The sequence below is a fragment of the Streptomyces puniciscabiei genome (assembly GCF_006715785.1).
In the GTDB taxonomy this organism is placed as follows: Bacteria; Actinomycetota; Actinomycetes; order Streptomycetales; family Streptomycetaceae; genus Streptomyces; species Streptomyces puniciscabiei.
In genome coordinates this window covers 2,837,169-2,852,847 of sequence record NZ_VFNX01000001.1, presented here as the reverse complement: position 1 = coordinate 2,852,847, position 15,679 = coordinate 2,837,169, and the positions used below count along the sequence as shown (strand labels likewise).

At 72.7% G+C, this 15,679-nt stretch carries 12 protein-coding genes; 8 read left to right on the top strand and 4 right to left on the bottom strand.

Translation table 11 applies throughout. The features are described from left to right. The first annotated feature begins 168 nt into the window (after nucleotides 1–168). The 4 genes from FB563_RS12965 to FB563_RS12950 all read left to right on the top strand — a co-directional run bounded on the left by FB563_RS12965 (nucleotide 169) and on the right by FB563_RS12950 (nucleotide 4,822). Nucleotides 169–1,440: an aspartate kinase gene (locus tag FB563_RS12965; RefSeq protein ID WP_055704146.1), complete on the top strand. Its 1,272-nt coding sequence runs from the start codon at nucleotides 169–171 to the stop codon at nucleotides 1,438–1,440. 28 nt (nucleotides 1,441–1,468) lie between these two features. Continuing rightward, nucleotides 1,469–2,527, top strand: coding sequence for an aspartate-semialdehyde dehydrogenase (locus FB563_RS12960; protein WP_055704145.1), 1,059 nt, complete (start codon nucleotides 1,469–1,471; stop codon nucleotides 2,525–2,527). 325 nt (nucleotides 2,528–2,852) lie between these two features. After that, complete coding sequence (locus tag FB563_RS12955; RefSeq protein ID WP_142218657.1) at nucleotides 2,853–3,533, top strand: SigE family RNA polymerase sigma factor; 681 nt, start codon at nucleotides 2,853–2,855, stop codon at nucleotides 3,531–3,533. A gap of 128 nt (nucleotides 3,534–3,661) precedes the next feature. Beyond that, the gene (locus FB563_RS12950) at nucleotides 3,662–4,822 is read left to right on the top strand and encodes a hypothetical protein (RefSeq protein WP_079048537.1); all 1,161 of its coding nucleotides are present in this window, start codon (nucleotides 3,662–3,664) and stop codon (nucleotides 4,820–4,822) included. Between the two features lie 8 nt (nucleotides 4,823–4,830). Here FB563_RS12950 and FB563_RS12945 read toward each other — a convergent pair whose 3' ends face one another. Further along, complete coding sequence (locus FB563_RS12945; protein WP_199832714.1) at nucleotides 4,831–5,619, bottom strand: SURF1 family protein; 789 nt, start codon at nucleotides 5,617–5,619, stop codon at nucleotides 4,831–4,833. A 99-nt stretch (nucleotides 5,620–5,718) separates the two neighbouring features. Beyond that, nucleotides 5,719–6,561, bottom strand: a complete 843-nt coding sequence (locus FB563_RS12940) for a class I SAM-dependent methyltransferase (protein WP_234357577.1) — start codon at nucleotides 6,559–6,561, stop codon at nucleotides 5,719–5,721. An 83-nt stretch (nucleotides 6,562–6,644) separates the two neighbouring features. Here FB563_RS12940 and FB563_RS12935 point away from each other — a divergent pair, with 83 nt between their 5' ends. After that, the gene (locus FB563_RS12935; RefSeq protein ID WP_142218656.1) at nucleotides 6,645–8,459 is read left to right on the top strand and encodes a S9 family peptidase; all 1,815 of its coding nucleotides are present in this window, start codon (nucleotides 6,645–6,647) and stop codon (nucleotides 8,457–8,459) included. 21 nt (nucleotides 8,460–8,480) lie between these two features. Here the strand turns inward: FB563_RS12935 and FB563_RS12930 are convergent, their stop codons facing one another. Next, a complete protein-coding gene (locus tag FB563_RS12930) occupies nucleotides 8,481–10,283 on the bottom strand; it encodes an NAD-binding protein (protein WP_055708298.1) in 1,803 nt (600 codons plus the stop codon). A 154-nt stretch (nucleotides 10,284–10,437) separates the two neighbouring features. Here FB563_RS12930 and FB563_RS12925 point away from each other — a divergent pair, with 154 nt between their 5' ends. From FB563_RS12925 to FB563_RS12915, 3 genes are all read left to right on the top strand, one after another. Further along, on the top strand, nucleotides 10,438–11,460 hold the full coding sequence (locus FB563_RS12925; RefSeq protein ID WP_055708297.1) for a permease: 1,023 nt from the start codon (nucleotides 10,438–10,440) through the stop codon (nucleotides 11,458–11,460). Continuing rightward, nucleotides 11,457–12,173 carry a TIGR03943 family putative permease subunit gene (locus tag FB563_RS12920; protein WP_055708296.1) on the top strand — a complete coding sequence of 239 codons (717 nt, stop codon included), beginning with the start codon at nucleotides 11,457–11,459 and terminating at the stop codon, nucleotides 12,171–12,173. The genes FB563_RS12925 and FB563_RS12920 overlap by 4 nt, the downstream gene beginning before the upstream one ends. Before the next feature lie 85 nt (nucleotides 12,174–12,258). Then, the gene (locus FB563_RS12915) at nucleotides 12,259–13,470 is read left to right on the top strand and encodes a PH domain-containing protein (protein ID WP_142218655.1); all 1,212 of its coding nucleotides are present in this window, start codon (nucleotides 12,259–12,261) and stop codon (nucleotides 13,468–13,470) included. A gap of 21 nt (nucleotides 13,471–13,491) precedes the next feature. Here the strand turns inward: FB563_RS12915 and FB563_RS12910 are convergent, their stop codons facing one another. Then, a complete protein-coding gene (locus FB563_RS12910; RefSeq protein WP_055710655.1) occupies nucleotides 13,492–15,543 on the bottom strand; it encodes an NAD(+) synthase in 2,052 nt (683 codons plus the stop codon). Nucleotides 15,544–15,679: the final 136 nt, after the last annotated feature.

The following is a 15,679-nucleotide window of genomic DNA, read 5'->3' as shown; positions in this document are numbered from 1 at the left end:
AACTTAACAGTCCGCCACTGTGACCCGGGGCACTTTCCGCGTGCGGCGCCGAACGCTGGGCAGGTTCCGGAACCGAGCAGCCGATGTCTCACCATGCGGGAGCACGGTGGTGGAATTCGGGCGCTCGTTAGACTGAGCCGACACAAACGAACCGAGCGAGGAGCGCACGTGGGCCTTGTCGTGCAGAAGTACGGAGGCTCCTCCGTAGCCGATGCCGAGGGCATCAAGCGCGTCGCCAAGCGGATCGTGGAAGCGAAGAAGAACGGCAACCAGGTTGTCGTCGTCGTTTCCGCGATGGGCGACACGACGGACGAGCTGATCGATCTCGCCGAGCAGGTTTCTCCGATGCCTGCCGGGCGCGAATTCGACATGCTGCTGACCGCCGGAGAGCGGATCTCCATGGCCCTGCTGGCGATGGCGATCAAAAACCTGGGTCACGAGGCCCAGTCCTTCACCGGCAGCCAGGCAGGCGTCATCACCGACTCGGTCCACAACAAAGCCCGGATCATCGACGTCACGCCCGGCCGGATCCGGGACTCGCTCGACAAGGGCAACATCGCGATCGTCGCCGGTTTCCAGGGCGTCAGCGCCGACAAGAAGGACATCACCACGCTCGGTCGCGGTGGCTCCGACACGACGGCCGTGGCGCTCGCCGCCGCGCTCGACGCCGAGGTCTGCGAGATCTACACCGACGTCGACGGCGTGTTCACCGCCGACCCGCGCGTGGTGAAGAAGGCGAAGAAGATCGACTGGATCTCCTTCGAGGACATGCTGGAGCTCGCGGCCTCCGGCTCCAAGGTGCTGCTCCACCGCTGTGTGGAGTACGCCCGCCGCTACAACATCCCGATCCATGTCCGGTCCAGCTTCAGCGGACTGCAGGGCACCTGGGTCAGCAGTGAGCCGATTGGGGACAAGAAGGTGGAGCAGGCCATCATCTCCGGTGTCGCGCACGACACCTCCGAGGCCAAGATCACGGTCGTCGGCGTGCCGGACAAGCCGGGTGAGGCCGCCGCGATCTTCCGGGCCATCGCCGATGCCGAGATCAACATCGACATGGTCGTGCAGAACGTGTCCGCCGCCTCCACGGGCCTGACGGACATCTCCTTCACGCTGCCGAAGACCGAGGGCCGCAAGGCGATCGACGCGCTGGAGAAGAGCCGGTCGGGCATCGGCTTCGACTCCCTTCGCTACGACGACCAGATCGGGAAGATCTCGCTGGTCGGCGCGGGCATGAAGACCAACCCGGGCGTCACCGCCTCCTTCTTCGAGGCGCTGAGCGACGCGGGCGTGAACATCGAGCTGATCTCGACCTCCGAGATCCGCATCTCGGTCGTCACCCGCAAGGACGACGTGCCGGAGGCCGTGCGCGCCGTGCACACCGCCTTCGGGCTCGACTCCGACACCGACGAGGCCGTCGTCTACGGCGGCACCGGCCGGTGACCGTCTCTCCGTACGGAGGCGTACGACGATGACCGGCAAGCCGACGCTCGCGGTCGTGGGAGCGACCGGGGCCGTCGGCGCGGTCATGCTCCAGATCCTGTCCCAGCGCGCGGACGTCTGGGGCGAGATCCGCCTGCTCGCCTCCCCCCGCTCGGTCGGCCGCAAGCTGACCGTGCGCGGGGAGGAGGTCGAGGTGGTGGCCCTGAGCGAGGAGGCCTTCGACGGGGTCGACGTCGCGATGTTCGACGTCCCGGACGAGGTCGCCGCGCAGTGGGCGCCGATCGCCGTCGCGCGCGGCGCGGTCGTCGTCGACAACTCCGCCGCCTTCCGGCTGGACCCCGAGGTGCCGCTGGTGGTGCCCGAGGTCAACCCGCACGCCGTACGGGTCCGGCCGCGCGGGATCGTCGCCAACCCCAACTGCACGACCCTGACGATGATCGTCGCCCTGGGCGCGCTGCACGCCGAGTTCGGGCTGCGCGAGCTGGTGGTGTCGTCGTACCAGGCGGTGAGCGGGGCCGGGCGGGCCGGTGTGGACACGCTGCGGGCCCAGTTGTCCCTGGTGGCCGGGACGGAGCTGGGCACCCAGCCCGGTGACGTACGGCGGGCCGTCGGGGAGGACACCGGGCCGTTCCCGGAGCCGGTCGTGCTGAACGTCGTCCCGTGGGCGGGGTCGCTCAGGGAGGACGGCTGGTCGTCGGAGGAGATGAAGGTCCGCGACGAGTCCCGCAAGATCCTGGGGCTGCCGCGGCTCCCGGTCGCCGTGACCTGCGTACGCGTCCCGGTGATCACCACCCACTCCCTGACCGTGCACGCCCGCTTCCAGGGCGGGGTCTCGGTCGACCGGGCCCGGGAGATCCTCGCGACCGCGCCCGGTGTGGTGCTGTGCGACGATCCGGCCGCCGGGGAGTACCCCACTCCCGCGGACGTCGTGGGCACCGACCCGACCTGGGTGGGCCGGCTGCGGCGGGCCCTGGACGACCCGACCGCCCTCGAACTCTTCGTCTGCGGCGACAACCTCCGCAAGGGCGCCGCCCTGAACACCGCGCAGATCGCGGAGCTCGTCGCGGCGGAGTGGGCCGGCCGCTGAGACCGTGGTCCCGGCCCGGCCACGGCAACACCTTTGTAGGATCCATGTAAGAAGTGTGGCCGGGAGCATGGTCCGTACCACTTGAATCATTGCTCAAGGCAACAGAGGATTTCCCTCCCCGTCCCCGCAACCGCGCGGAGGACGGGGAGCGTCTTTGCGGTCACTCTTCGGGCGTGGGGACGCCGTGCTCGGGTGTGGGGACACCCGCCCATATCGGACATAGGGGAAGAGCGGGACGCATGACGGCACTTGAGGCTCGGCCGGTTGTCGCACATGTGACGCCCGGCACGTACAACCCTGGCGGGGGGAGACGTGTCCAACTGGCGTGGCAGAGGTACTCGAACTCAGCGCGGCCCGCGGCGCGGCGGCCCTTCGGCCGCCCCGTGCGCTCCGGCCCCGCACGCCCGGCGGCATGCCGGTGATCGCGCCCATGCCCGCAGCGCGGCCCGCCCGCATTCCAAGTCAGCGTGACGGCTCCGACGAGGCCGCGGCGACCACGGCGACCGAGGCTGCCGGTACGACCGTCGACCACCTAACCGAGACCTACCGGGCGCACTACCGCTCGCTGCTCGGCCTCGCCGCGCTGCTCCTGGACGACACCGCCTCCTGCGAGGACGTGGTCCAGGAGGCCTTCATCCGCGTGCACTCGGCCCGCAAGCGTGTGCGCGACCCCGAGAAGACCCTCGCCTACCTGCGGCAGACGGTCGTCAACCTCTCCCGGTCCACGCTGCGCCGCCGCATCCTCGGCCTGAAACTGCTCTCCAAGCCCATGCCCGACATGGCGAGCGCGGAGGAGGGCGCCTACGACCAGCTGGAGCGCCGCGACCTCATCAAGGCGATGAAGAGCCTGCAGCGCCGGCAGCGGGAGGTCCTGGTCCTGCGCTACTTCGCGGACATGACCGAGGCCCAGGTCGCCGAGAGCCTCGGGATCTCGCTGGGGTCGGTGAAGGCGTACGGCTCGCGGGGCATCGCCGCGCTGCGGGTGGCCATGGGGGCACTGGCATGAGTGCGCGCGCCCAAGGGGGCGATTCCGACGAACGTCACTCCCACGAACGTCACGAGCCCTTCGCCTGGCACGAGCCGACGAAGCGCAATGAGCAAGACCACACGCAATCGCACGCTGGGAACGGAACTGTGAACCACGGCCCCGACGAGAAGGGCCCCGAGGGCCTCGACCAGGGTCCCGACGGACGCGGCAACGGTCCCGAGGGGCGCGGTGAGGGTCCCGGCGCCGGTCCGGACGGGTTCGACCTCGGCGGCCTCGGTGCCGACCTCGACGGCCTCGGTGCCGGCGAGCAGGCCCTGCGCCGGATGCTGCACTCCGCCGTCGACGACCTCGAGCCGCGCACCGGCACCCTGGAGCATCTGCGCCGGGCCGTCCCCGCGCGGCGGGCCCGCAAGCGGCAGGCCGCCGTCGGCATGGCCGCCGCGGCCCTGTTCATCGGCACCGCGATCCCCGCCCTCGTGCACGTCACCCAGTCCGGCGGCACCGACCCCGACACCGCCATGGCCGGCCAGTCCTCCCAGGCCCAGGGCGGCACCGGGCAGGGCAGGGACAAGGGCGGCGACACGGGCGGCAAGAAGGACTCCGGCAGCACGAGCGTCCAGCCCGGCAAGGGCCCCGACAAGTCCGGGACGAAGGGCAAGGACGGCGGCGGCAGCGGCGGCGGCTCCACCGGCGGAGCCAGCCCCTCCTCCACCCTCAGCTCGAGCGGCGTCCCGCTGTGTACGCCGGCCCAGCTGGGCTCGGCCACCGGCACCGCCGACGCCCCCGACAGCGCGGGCGTGGTCTACGGCACGTTCCGCGTCGTCAACGTCTCCTCCACCGCCTGCACCGTCGCCGGCGCGGGCACCATCACCCCGACCGCCCTGGGCGCGGCCGACAAGACCAAGATCAGCACCGCCCGGCATGTGGCCGGGGACGCGGCGACCGGACTGCCCGACCCCTCCCTGGAGGTGACCGGGCTGGTCCTGCAGCCGAGCGCGGCCTACGAGGAGAAGTTCGCCTTCGTACCCTCCGAGACCTGCCCGACCACCGGCGGCGGCACCAGCACCACCGGCGGCTCGGACACCGGTGGCGCGACGCCGGATCCGACACCGACCGCCTCCGGCGGTTCGACCGACAGCTCGGGGTCGGCCGGCACCACCACCCAGCTGATGACCGAGGACGGCACGGCCGACGGCAGCGTACAGATCACCCACATGGCGCAGGGCGGCTCGCCTTCGGCCACGGCCACGGTGGCGGGGGAGTGCGCGGGGACGGTGATCTACACCGGGGTGCTGGCGGGGGCGTAGAGGCGCCCTCAGCTACTGGTCACCGGCGCCGGTGTTTCCTCCGGCACCAGGCCCAGCGCAGCGTCCCGCGCGGCCTCGGCCTCCCGTCGTACCAGGCGGAACCACATGAACACCACGAAGCCGGCGAAGACGAACCACTCCCCGGTGTAGCCGAGGTTCTGGAAGGCCTTGAGGTCCAGGCCGGTGCCGTCCGGTGCCGTCGCGGGCACGGCCTTCATCCCCGCGTCGGCCCTGTCGAGGGTCACCCACGCGTCGTACAGCTTGTACGGCACCAGGTTGACCAGCGACGCAGAGCTGATCGCGGCCGTCTGCCCGGACGGCAGTCCGCCGGCCGCGCTGACGCCGTTGTCCCCGGGTGTCTCGGACGCCTGCAGCGCGCCGGTGACGGTGACCTCACCGCGCGGCGGCGCGGGCGCCTTCGCCGGGTCCGCCCTGCCCGGCAGCCAGCCCCGTACCACCGGCAGCGCCTTGCCGGAGTCGGTGCGCAGCAGGGTGAGGACGTAGAAGCCGTTCCTGCCGTCCAGCTGCCGGCCGGGCACCAGCAGCTGGGTGCCGTAGTGCCCGCTCGCGGTGACCCGGCGGCCCGAGGTGGCCTTGTCGACGGGCAGCATCGAGTTCAGCGGACGGGCGGCCTCCCGCTGGTCGGACGCGGCCCGCTGCGTCGCGGCGCGGCTGTCGTGCACGCGCCCCTCGAACCGGCTCAGCTGCCAGGACCCCATGAAGACGCAGAACGGGATGGCGAGCAGCACGAAGAGGTTGATGCCCCACCAGCGGGGTGTCAGCAGAAACCGGTACACGCCCTCCACGGTACGGCGCCGCGCCCGGGCGCCCGCCCGCGGGGCGGCCCTTGCCCGCGTCAGTGGCCCCGGCTCGCGCTCGGTGGTCCCGGCTCGCGCTCAGTGGTCCCTGCTCGCCCTGAGGGAGTAGATCAGCGGGATGCGCGGGTGGTCCGCCGGGAAGCGGTGGTAGCCGTCGCGGACCTCGAAGTTCTCGAAGCGCGGGAACAGCGACACGTCGTGCTCGTGCAGGAACTCGATGCGCAGCCCGGTCGCGGCGAGCGCGGAGACGACGTCGCCGAGGGTGTGCTGCCACTGGACGCTGCGGTTGTGCACCGTGGGGGCGCTCAGGTCGGCGTAGGTGCCGGGCTCGTCCCACACCTGGGCGTCGCGGGCGAAGTAGTCGCGCACGATCCGGGTGCCGGTCGCGTCGTCCAGGGACTCGGTGATCGGGTGGAACTCCGCGAGATAGAGGAAGCCGCCGGGGGCGACGAGGGAGGCGGCCGTGCGTGCCCAGCGCCGGATGTCGGGCAGCCAGCACAGCGCGCCGAGCCCGGTGTAGACGATGTCGTACGACGGCTCGGGCACGGTGTCGGCCGCGTCGTACACGTCCCCGGTGACGAAGGCGGCGCGCTCGGGACCGAGGCCGAGGTCGGCGGCGAGGGAGCGGGCGGCCTCCACGGCCGGGGCGGAGAAGTCCAGGCCGACGACGCGTGCGGCGCCCCGGTGGGCCCAGGAGAGGGTGTCGGTCCCGATGTGGCACTGCAGGTGGAGCAGCGTCCTGCCGGTGACGTCGCCGACCTCGGCCGTCTCGAAGTCCCGCAGCACGTCCGGGTGGGTCCGGAAGCCGTCGAGGTCGTAGTACTCACCGGCGACGTGCACCGGCACGCGCTCGTCCCACATGGCGCGGTTGTCCTCGCGCCAGCCGCCGGGGGCGCAGTGATGGTCGGCCTGGGTACTCATGATCGGGAAGTTATCCACAGGCTGCGCACACCCGCCACCCAATTGTCGGCGCGGCCAGGCAGTATGGGCGCATGACTGGGGCGATGAGTGAGAGCAACGGGCCGGGTGCGCGCGACGCGGCCGGCATGCCGGACTGGGAGAAGCGCTTCCGGGCGCCGCGGGTGTCACTGCCCGACTGGGCGGAGGACGCGCCGGAGCGCTCCCTGTTCGTGTCGAACGCGACGGGCACGTACGAGCTGTACGCCTGGGACCGCGCGACGGGCGGGCAGCGGCAGGTGACGGACCGGCCGAACGGCACGACGGACGGCGCGCTCTCCCCGGACGGCGCCTGGATCTGGTGGTTCGACGACAAGGACGGCGACGAGTTCGGCATCTGGCGCCGCCAGCCCTTCGAGGGAGGAGCGGACGAGCCGGCCGTCCCGGGCCTCGATCCGTCCTACCCGGCCGGGCTCGCCCTGTCCCGGGACGGGCGCACGGCGGTCGTGGGCCGCTCCACGGACGACGAGGGCACGACGATCCACCTCGCCCGGGAGGGCGAGGACCCGGTGGAGATCTACCGGCACCGCGAGTCGGCGGGCGTCGGCGACCTCTCGCACGACGGCTCCCTGATCGCCGTCGAGCACACCGAGCACGGCGACGCCATGCACGCGGCGCTGCGCGTCCTGCGCCCGGACGGCACGCCGGTCGCCGAGCTGGACGACACCAAGGGCGGCACCGAGGAGCTGGGCCTGGAGGTGCTGGGCTTCGCACCGGTCGACGGCGACACCCGGCTGCTCATCGGCCATCAGCGCCGGGGCCGCTGGGAGCCGCTGGTGTGGGACGTGGCCACGGGCGAGGAGACCGACCTCGCCCTGGACCTGCCGGGCGACGTGAGCGCCGAGTGGTATCCGGACGGCTCGGCCCTGCTCATCGCCCACGGCTTCGAGGCCCGCAGCGAGCTGTTCCGCTACGACCTGGCGAGCCGCGAGCTGACCCGCATCCCCACCCCGCCCGGCACGGTCTCCGGCGCCACCGCCCGCCCCGACGGCAGCGTGGAGTACCTGTGGTCGTCGGCCGCCGAGCCGCCCGCCGTCCGCTCGACGTCCGGCGGCGTCGTCCTGGACCCGCCCGGCATGGCCTGCCCGCCGTCGGTGCCCGTGGAGGACGCGTGGGTGGAGGGGCCCGGCGGCCGCATCCACGCCCTGATCCAGAGGCCGGCGGGCGCGAGCGGCCCGCTGCCGACGGTCTTCGACCTGCACGGCGGCCCGACCTGGCACGACAGCGACTCCTTCGCCGCCGGCCCGGCCGCCTGGGTCGACCAGGGCTATGCGGTGATCCGCATCAACTACCGCGGCTCCACCGGCTACGGCCGCGCCTGGACCGATGCCCTGAAGCACCGGGTCGGCCTGATCGAGCTGGAGGACGTGGCCGCGGTCCGTGACTGGGCGGTCTCCTCGGGCCTCGCCGACCCCGCCCGGCTGATCCTCACCGGCGCCTCCTGGGGCGGCTACCTCACCCTGCTCGGCCTCGGCACCCAGCCCGAGGCCTGGACGGTGGGCATCGCGGTCGTGCCCGTCGCGGACTACGTCACCGCGTACCACGACGAGATGGAGGCCCTGAAGGCCATGGACCGCACCCTGCTGGGCGGCACCCCCGAAGAAGTCCCCGAGCGCTTCGAGGCCTCGTCCCCGCTCACGTACGTCGACGCGGTCAGGGCCCCGGTCTACATCTCGGCGGGCGTCAACGACCCCCGCTGCCCGATCCGCCAGATCGACAACTACGTCAAGCGCCTGGAGAGCAGAGGCGCGCCCCACGAGGTCTACCGCTACGACGCCGGGCACGGCTCCCTGGTGGTGGACGAGCGGATCAAGCAGGTGAGACTGGAGATGGACTTCGCGGCGAGGCACCTGGGCGGGTAGGGCGCCGGGCTCCCCGGAGGGTCAGCGCAGTTCCGCCAGTCCTCTGCGGGTCGCGGCGACCACGACACGGTCCCCCTTCTCCAGCACATGGTCCGGTGCCGTGTCGGTGCGTCCCTCCAGCGCCAGTACCCTCCAGGAACCGGCGCGGAAGGCCTGGCGTACCGTCCGGCCCTCCAGCTGGGGATGCCCGGCGACGTCGACCGCGGCGAACAGCAGCACCCGCCGCTCCACCGCGATGGCGCCCAGCACCTGCCGCCCCAGCATCGCCCCGGCGAACGCGGGCGCGGCCAGGTGCGTGACGCTGCGGCTCCGGGTGAGGGCGTGCGGGTAGGCGGCCCGCAGGGTGCGGTACACCGCGGTGGCGAAGTCGTCGTCGTACAGCCGCAGCACCACCCGCAGATCGGGCCGTACGTTCCGCGCGTACAGCACGGCCTCCAGGTTCGTGGTGTCCGCGCTGGTCACCGCCAGCAGTGCGTACGCCCGGTGGATCTTCGCGGACTCCAGCACCCCTTCCTGGGTGACGTCCCCGAGGACCACCGGCACCCGCAGCCGCCGCGCGGTCGCCAGTCCCCGCGCCTCCGGGTCGGACTCGACGCACACGACGGGGATGTTCAGCTCACGCAGCCGGGTCAGTACCCGGGTGCCGATCTTCCCGAGCCCGAGCAGCACCACGTGCCCGCCCAGGCCGCGCGGAGGTTTCCGCAGGGCGGAGGCCGTGCGGAAGGTGCCCAGCGCCTCCAGCACGGCTGCCAGCAGCACCGGAAGCAGCAGCAACCCGACGAGCCCGGAAAGGAGTTGGAGGATCTGCCGGCCCAGGGGCGCGCCGATGGCCGGGTTGTCGATCGCGAAGAGGTCCAGCAGGGTCAGATAGAAGGCACTGAGCGGATGCATCCCGGTCACCACCCACAGCGCGACGGCGAGCGCGACCACGCACGCCACCATGCCCGCCAGCGACCACCGCAGCCGCCGCGAGAACAGCGAGGCGAGCGGCGGCACCCCGCCCCGGCCGGGCGCGGCCGACTCGCCGCCGCCCGCCGAGGACACCTGCTCCAGCACCACCGCCGGCCGCCCGGCGGCCCGCCCCACCTCGTCGTCGTCCGGCAGCAGCCGGGGCTCCTGGTCCCCGCCGGCCTCGGGATCCGTGCCCGGCGGGGAGAGCAGGGCGAGGGTGCACAGTCCGGTGCCGGCCGTCGGCCGTTCGACGGCCCGCAGCAGCAGCCCCTCGGTCTGGACGACCTTGCTGGTGCCGGCGACGGCGGTGGCGGCCAGCGCGGGCGCGGCGGTGTCGGCGTCGGACAGCACGGTGGTGGAGGCGTCGGTGCCCCCGTCCCCGGCGGCCAACACGGCCGCCTGGTCGAGGAGTTCCTCGATGTGCTGGCCCAACCGCCGGTTGTAGAGCCGGAGGACGAGCCGCAGCCGCGGGTTGAGCCGGCGGGCGGTCAGCGCGGCCCGGATGTTGGTCTCGTCGTCGTCGAAGACGAGGGCGAGCGCGGCGGCCCGGTCCACTCCGGCCCGGGCCAGCACGGACTCGGTGATCTCGGCGGCCTCCAGCACCCGTTCGGCCTCACCGCCGCTGCCGTTGCCGGCCGCCGTCCCGGTCGCCCCGGCCCCGGCTCCGGTTCCCGAGCCGCTGCCGCCCCGGCTCACCGCGGCGTTCACCATCCGGTCGAACAGCGCGGCCGAAGCGGACCGGGCCCGTCCCACCACCGGAGGTCTGACGGTGCGTTCGTTCGGCGGCACCACGAGGGTGACCTGCTCGCCGTAGACGCCGCGCAACTCGGCGGCCAGCCGGTGCGCGAGCCCGTCGTCACCGCACACCACCATGTGCGGGGCAGTGGGCCCACCTTGATACGGAACGCTCGTCACGAGGGAAAAGACTGCCCCAAGGACAGGAGTGGTTCCGGCAGCGGGGTGAACACACACGGCACGATGCGCGTACTGACGGGGAGGGAGCGAGGAGACCCGGAGGTATCCACCCGTGGCCATCACCGAAGACGCCCCGCCCGGCGGGAAGGCCGTCCCCGACGGCGCACCGTCCGGCCCGGACGGCGGCCGCCGGCTCAGCTCCCCGCTGGTGCTGACGCTGGTCCTGCTCCTCGCGGTGCTCGCCCAGTCCCCGATCCGCGGGTTCCTCGGCACCCCGCTGATGCAGAGCTGGATGACGGTGTTCGTCGCGGTGACGCTCCAGGCGCTGCCCTTCCTCGTCCTCGGGGTCCTGCTGTCGGCGGCGATCGCGGTGTTCGTGCCGCCGTCCTTCTTCGCGCGCGCCCTCCCGAGCCGCCCGGCGCTGGCGGTTCCCGTGGCGGGGCTCGCGGGCGCGGTGCTGCCGGGCTGCGAGTGCGCCTCGGTCCCGGTGGCGGGCGCCCTGGTGCGCAGAGGAGTCACCCCGGCCGCCGCCCTGGCCTTCCTGCTCTCCGCCCCCGCGATCAACCCGATCGTGCTGACCGCCACCGCCGTCGCCTTCCCCCGCGACCCGGAGATGGTGCTGGCCCGGTTCGCCGCGAGCCTGCTGGTGGCCTGCGCGATGGGCTGGCTGTGGCAGCGGCTGGGCCGCACCGACTGGCTGCGCCCGCCGGCCCACGGCGCGCACGAGGGCGCGACCAGAGGGGAGTCGTTCTGGAACTCGGTACGGCACGACACCATGCACGCCGGCGGCTTCCTGGTCCTGGGCGCGATGGCCGCGGCCACGCTGAAGGCGGCCACCCCGGCGGACTGGCTGCGCGCGGCGGCCGGAAACCCCGCCTTCTCCGTGCTCGCCCTCGCCGTCCTCGCCGTACTGCTGTCCATCTGCTCGGAGGCGGACGCGTTCGTCGCGTCCTCCCTCACCCAGTTCTCCCTGACGGCCAGGCTGGTGTTCCTGGTGGTGGGCCCGATGATCGACCTCAAGCTGTTCGCGATGCAGGCCGGGACCTTCGGCCGCGCCTTCGCCCTCCGCTTCGCCCCCGCCACCTTCGCGCTGGCGATCGCGGGGGCGCTCGTGACGGGGGCGGTGCTGCTGTGAACCGCCAGGCCCAGTCCGCCGTCATGTTCCTGCTCGGCGCAGCCCTCCTCCACGCGGGCAGCACCGACCTCTTCCTGCGGTACGTCAAGGAGGGCCTGCGCCCGCTGCTGCTCGCCTCGGGCGCGGTACTGATCGCGGCGGCGCTGGCGACGGTCTGGTACGAGCGCCGACGCATCAGGGCCGCCGCCGCAAAGACGCACGCGCACCCCGAACCCCGCGTCTCCTGGCTCCTGTTGCTGCCCCTCCTCGCCCTCATCCTCATCGCCCCGCCCGCCCTCGGCTCCTACAGCGCCCTGCACTCCGGTACGGCCCTGCAGAAGCCGTACGCCCTCGACCCGCTGCCCGCCGCCGACCCGGCCCCCCTCACCGTGATCGGCTACGCCTCGCGTGCCGCCTACGGCCACGGCCGTTCCCTGCAGGGCCGCACGGTCCGCGTCACCGGTTTCCTCGCCCTGGACCCCTCGGGCGCGCCGTACCTGGTGCGCATGGCCCTCAACTGCTGTGCCGCGGACGCCCAGCCCGTCAAGATCGCCCTCACCGGCGACCTGCCCCCGGTCCTGCGCCCGGACGCCTGGCTGGAGGTGACCGGCACGTACAGCCCCCGGCTGATCCACGACCCGGTCAACGGCGGTCCCATCCCCTACCTGAAGGTCGGTTCAGCCAGACCGGTCCCGGTGCCCCACGACCCGTACGACGAGACCTGGAACACCTGATGTCGTGGTCCGGGCAGTGCCGGGCGCCTCTTCATTGCCGGAAACGGCACAGGAACATCCGGGTGTTGGTGCGCACAATCGAGGCGTGAACAGCTCTGACATCGTCTGCCGATCCCCCTGGAGACACGGCGTGCGGTGGTCCGTGCTGCTCGGGGCGGGCGGGGGACTGCTCGCCGGAGCGGGGCCGGGGTGCGCGGGCGTGCTGCCGGACACCCTCCCCCTCGTGCTGGTGACCCTGGGCGTCTGCATGGTGGGGGCCGCGATGTGGTCGCTGTACCTGGTGACGGGCTGGGCGCGTGCGGACGCGCACGGGCTGCACTGCTGGACGTTGCTGCGCCGCCGCAGCGTGCCGTGGCAGGAGGTCGCGGATCTGCTGGTCCGGGTGCAGACCCTGCCCCGGGGCGGGGAGAACCAGCGGGTCATGGTGGTGCTGCGCAACGGGCGCAGACTGCTGTTGCCCCAGCCGTCCGGCGTGGCGTACGGCAAACCGGCCTTCACCGAACGGCTGGCCGCGCTGCGCCGGCTGCACAGCCTGTACGGCACCCCCGGGTCGAGCCGGATCCGATATGTCACCGGCAAGAGTGTGGGCAGCGGCTGGGCGGGCCGGCTGTGTGCCTGCCTGCTGCTGCTCGTGGCGGCGGGTACGGCCGCGTGGTTCGTATCGGCCGCCACGGCGCACGAGCGGGCCTGGGAGCGTGCCGTGCCCTGCCCGGCCGGGGCGTCCGGCGCCGCGTCGTACGACTGCCTGTCCACCCTTCCGGCGGTGATCTCCCGGACGGATCCGCGCGGGCCGAAGCAGACCAGCTGGCTGTACTTCGCCCACGGCACCCCGACCGACCGGCTCGGGGTGTCCTCCGACGCCGCCCGGGCCTTCCAGGCCGGTGACCGGGTGGAACTCACCGTCTGGCACCGCCAGGTGATGAAGGTCGCCGGGCGGCGATATGTCTGGCACGACCACGTCATCACGGGCGGCAGCGTGGCCGTCACGGCGGCCGCGCTCGTCCTCGCCGCGGGGTATCCGGCGGCCCAGGTGCTGCTGCGGCTGCGCGGGCGGTGGCGTCGGCGGCCCGATGACGAGGTGCTGCCGTCGGATCTGCCGTTCGTGGGCGCCCTCGTCGGTACGGCCGCATGGCTGCTGCCGCTGTGCTACCTCCACCCCACGGACATGCTCGCTTCGACCGGACCGGTCACCTGGCTGGCCCTCGGTTCGCCGGTCTCGGTCGCCCTGTTCGCCCTGGCCTGGCGAGCCACCCGCTTCCCTGCTCCGCCGGACCCCGGAGCACCGCGGCCGGCGTAGGACGGCGGGCGGTGGGCCCGCCTACTGCCTGTCCTCTTCCCCGAGGGGGCCGAACCGCTCCAGGTCCCGCAGCCAGGCCTGGGCCGTGCCGTCCGACGGGGCGCGCCAGTCGCCGCGCGGGGACAGGGAGCCGCCTGCCGAGACCTTCGGGCCGTTCGGCATGGCCGAGCGCTTGAACTGGGAGAACGCGAAGAAGCGGCGGATGAAGACCTCCAGCCAGTGGCGGATCTGCGCGAGGTCGTAGGAACCTCGGTCGGCCTCCGGGAAGCCCGGGGGCCAGGCGCCGGACTCGGCGTCGTGCCAGGCGTGCCAGGCGAGGAAGGCGATCTTGGAGGGGCGGAAGCCGTAGCGCAGCACGTGGAAGAGGGTGAAGTCGTGCAGCGCGTACGGGCCGATCTTCGACTCGGTGGACTGCAGCTCCTCGCCGGGGACGAGTTCGGGGCTGATCTCGGTGTCGAGGATCGCGGCGAGGATCTTGCCGGTCTCCTCGTCGAACTGCTCGCTGCTGATGACCCAGCGGATCAGGTGCTGGATCAGCGTCTTCGGCACGCCGGAGTTGACGTTGTAGTGGCTCATCTGGTCGCCGACGCCGTACGTCGACCAGCCGAGCGCCAGCTCGGAGAGGTCGCCGGTGCCGAGGACGATGCCGCCGCGCTGGTTGGCGAGGCGGAACAGGTAGTCCGTGCGCAGGCCCGCCTGGACGTTCTCGAAGGTGACGTCGTACACCGGCTCGCCCGAGGCGAAGGGGTGGCCGATCTCCTTCAGCATCAGCCGCGCGGTCGGCGTGATGTCCAGCTCGGACGCGGTGACACCGAGGGCCCGCATCAGCCGGTGGGCGTTGTCCTTGGTGTGGTCGCTGGTGGCGAAGCCGGGCAGGGTGAAGGCGAGGATGTCGCTGCGCGGACGCCCTGCGCGGTCCATCGCCCGGGCGGCGACGATCAGCGCGTGCGTGGAGTCCAGCCCACCGGAGACGCCGATGACGACCTTCGGGCCGCCGATCGACGCGAGGCGCTGCTGGAGGCCCGCGACCTGGATGTTGTACGCCTCGTAGCAGTCCAGGGCGAGGCGGTCCGCGTCGGCGGGCACGAAGGGGAAGCGTTCGAGGCGGCGGCGCAGGCCCAGATCGGTCACCGGAGGGTCCAGCTCGAACGACACCGTGCGGAAGTCGCCGGTGCGCGCGGCGTGGGTGCGGCGGTTCTCGCCGAACGTGCCCATCCGCTGCCGCTCCTGCCGCAGCAGGTCGAGGTCCACGTCGGCCACCGCGTACTGCTCGCCGAGCGGGAAGCGTTCGGTCTCGGCCAGCAGCACCCCGTTCTCGTAGATCAGGGTCTGGCCGTCCCAGGACAGGTCGGTGGTCGACTCGCCGAGCCCGGCCGCCGCGTACACGTACGCGGCGAGACAGCGCGAGGACGCCGAGCGGCACAGCAGCTTGCGGTCCTCGGCCCGGCCGACCGTGATCGGGCTGCCCGAGAGGTTGACGAGGACGCTCGCCCCGGCGAGGGCCGCCTCCGCGCTCGGGGGCACCGGCACCCACATGTCCTCGCAGATCTCCGCGTGCAGCACGAGGCCGGGCACGTCCTGCGCGGCGAAGAGCAGATCGACGCCGAAGGGGACCTCGGCGCCGCCGAGCCGGATCGTCCCGCCGCGCTCGGCGTCGCCGCCCGCGATCTGCCGGCGCTCGTAGAACTCCCGGTAGTTCGGCGGGTACGACTTCGGTACGACGCCCAGGATCCGGCCGCGGTGCACGACCACCGCGCAGTTGAAGATCCGGTCGCGGTGGCGCAGCGGGGCGCCCACGACCAGCACCGGCAGCAGCTCGGCCGACTCGGCGACGATCCTGGCGAGCGCCTTCTCGACGTCGTCGAGCATGGCGTCCTGCAGCAGCAGGTCGTCGATCGCGTACCCGGACAGGCACAGCTCCGGGAACACGGCGACCGCGACGCCCTCCTCGGCACACCGGCGCGCGTGGCGCAGCACCGCCTCGGCGTTGGCGGGCGGGTCGGCGATGACGGTGTGGCCCGTACACGCGGCGACGCGCGCGAAGCCGTGCTGGTAGATCGACCAGAAGCTCAACGGGACCCCATTCCGAGTTTCCGAAGCGGTTTTCCTGCAAGAAGAAGCCTAAAGGCCGGGGTGGCGACCCCGGTCACCCACCGCCCACCTGCGGGTTTCAGCGTGCTGAAGCCCTGCCCGCCCGGCTGAAACCGGG

Bases quoted from the DNA above. Each gene is read 5' to 3' on its own strand.
- FB563_RS12940 (WP_234357577.1), bottom strand. From the start codon at position 6,561: ATGAGTACCCAGGCCGACCATCACTGCGCCCCCGGCGGCTGGCGCGAG.
- FB563_RS12930 (WP_055708298.1), bottom strand. From the start codon at position 10,283: ATGGTGGTGTGCGGTGACGACGGGCTCGCGCACCGGCTGGCCGCCGAG.
- FB563_RS12935 (WP_142218656.1), top strand. From the start codon at position 6,645: ATGAGTGAGAGCAACGGGCCGGGTGCGCGCGACGCGGCCGGCATGCCG.
- FB563_RS12960 (WP_055704145.1), top strand. From the start codon at position 1,469: ATGACCGGCAAGCCGACGCTCGCGGTCGTGGGAGCGACCGGGGCCGTC.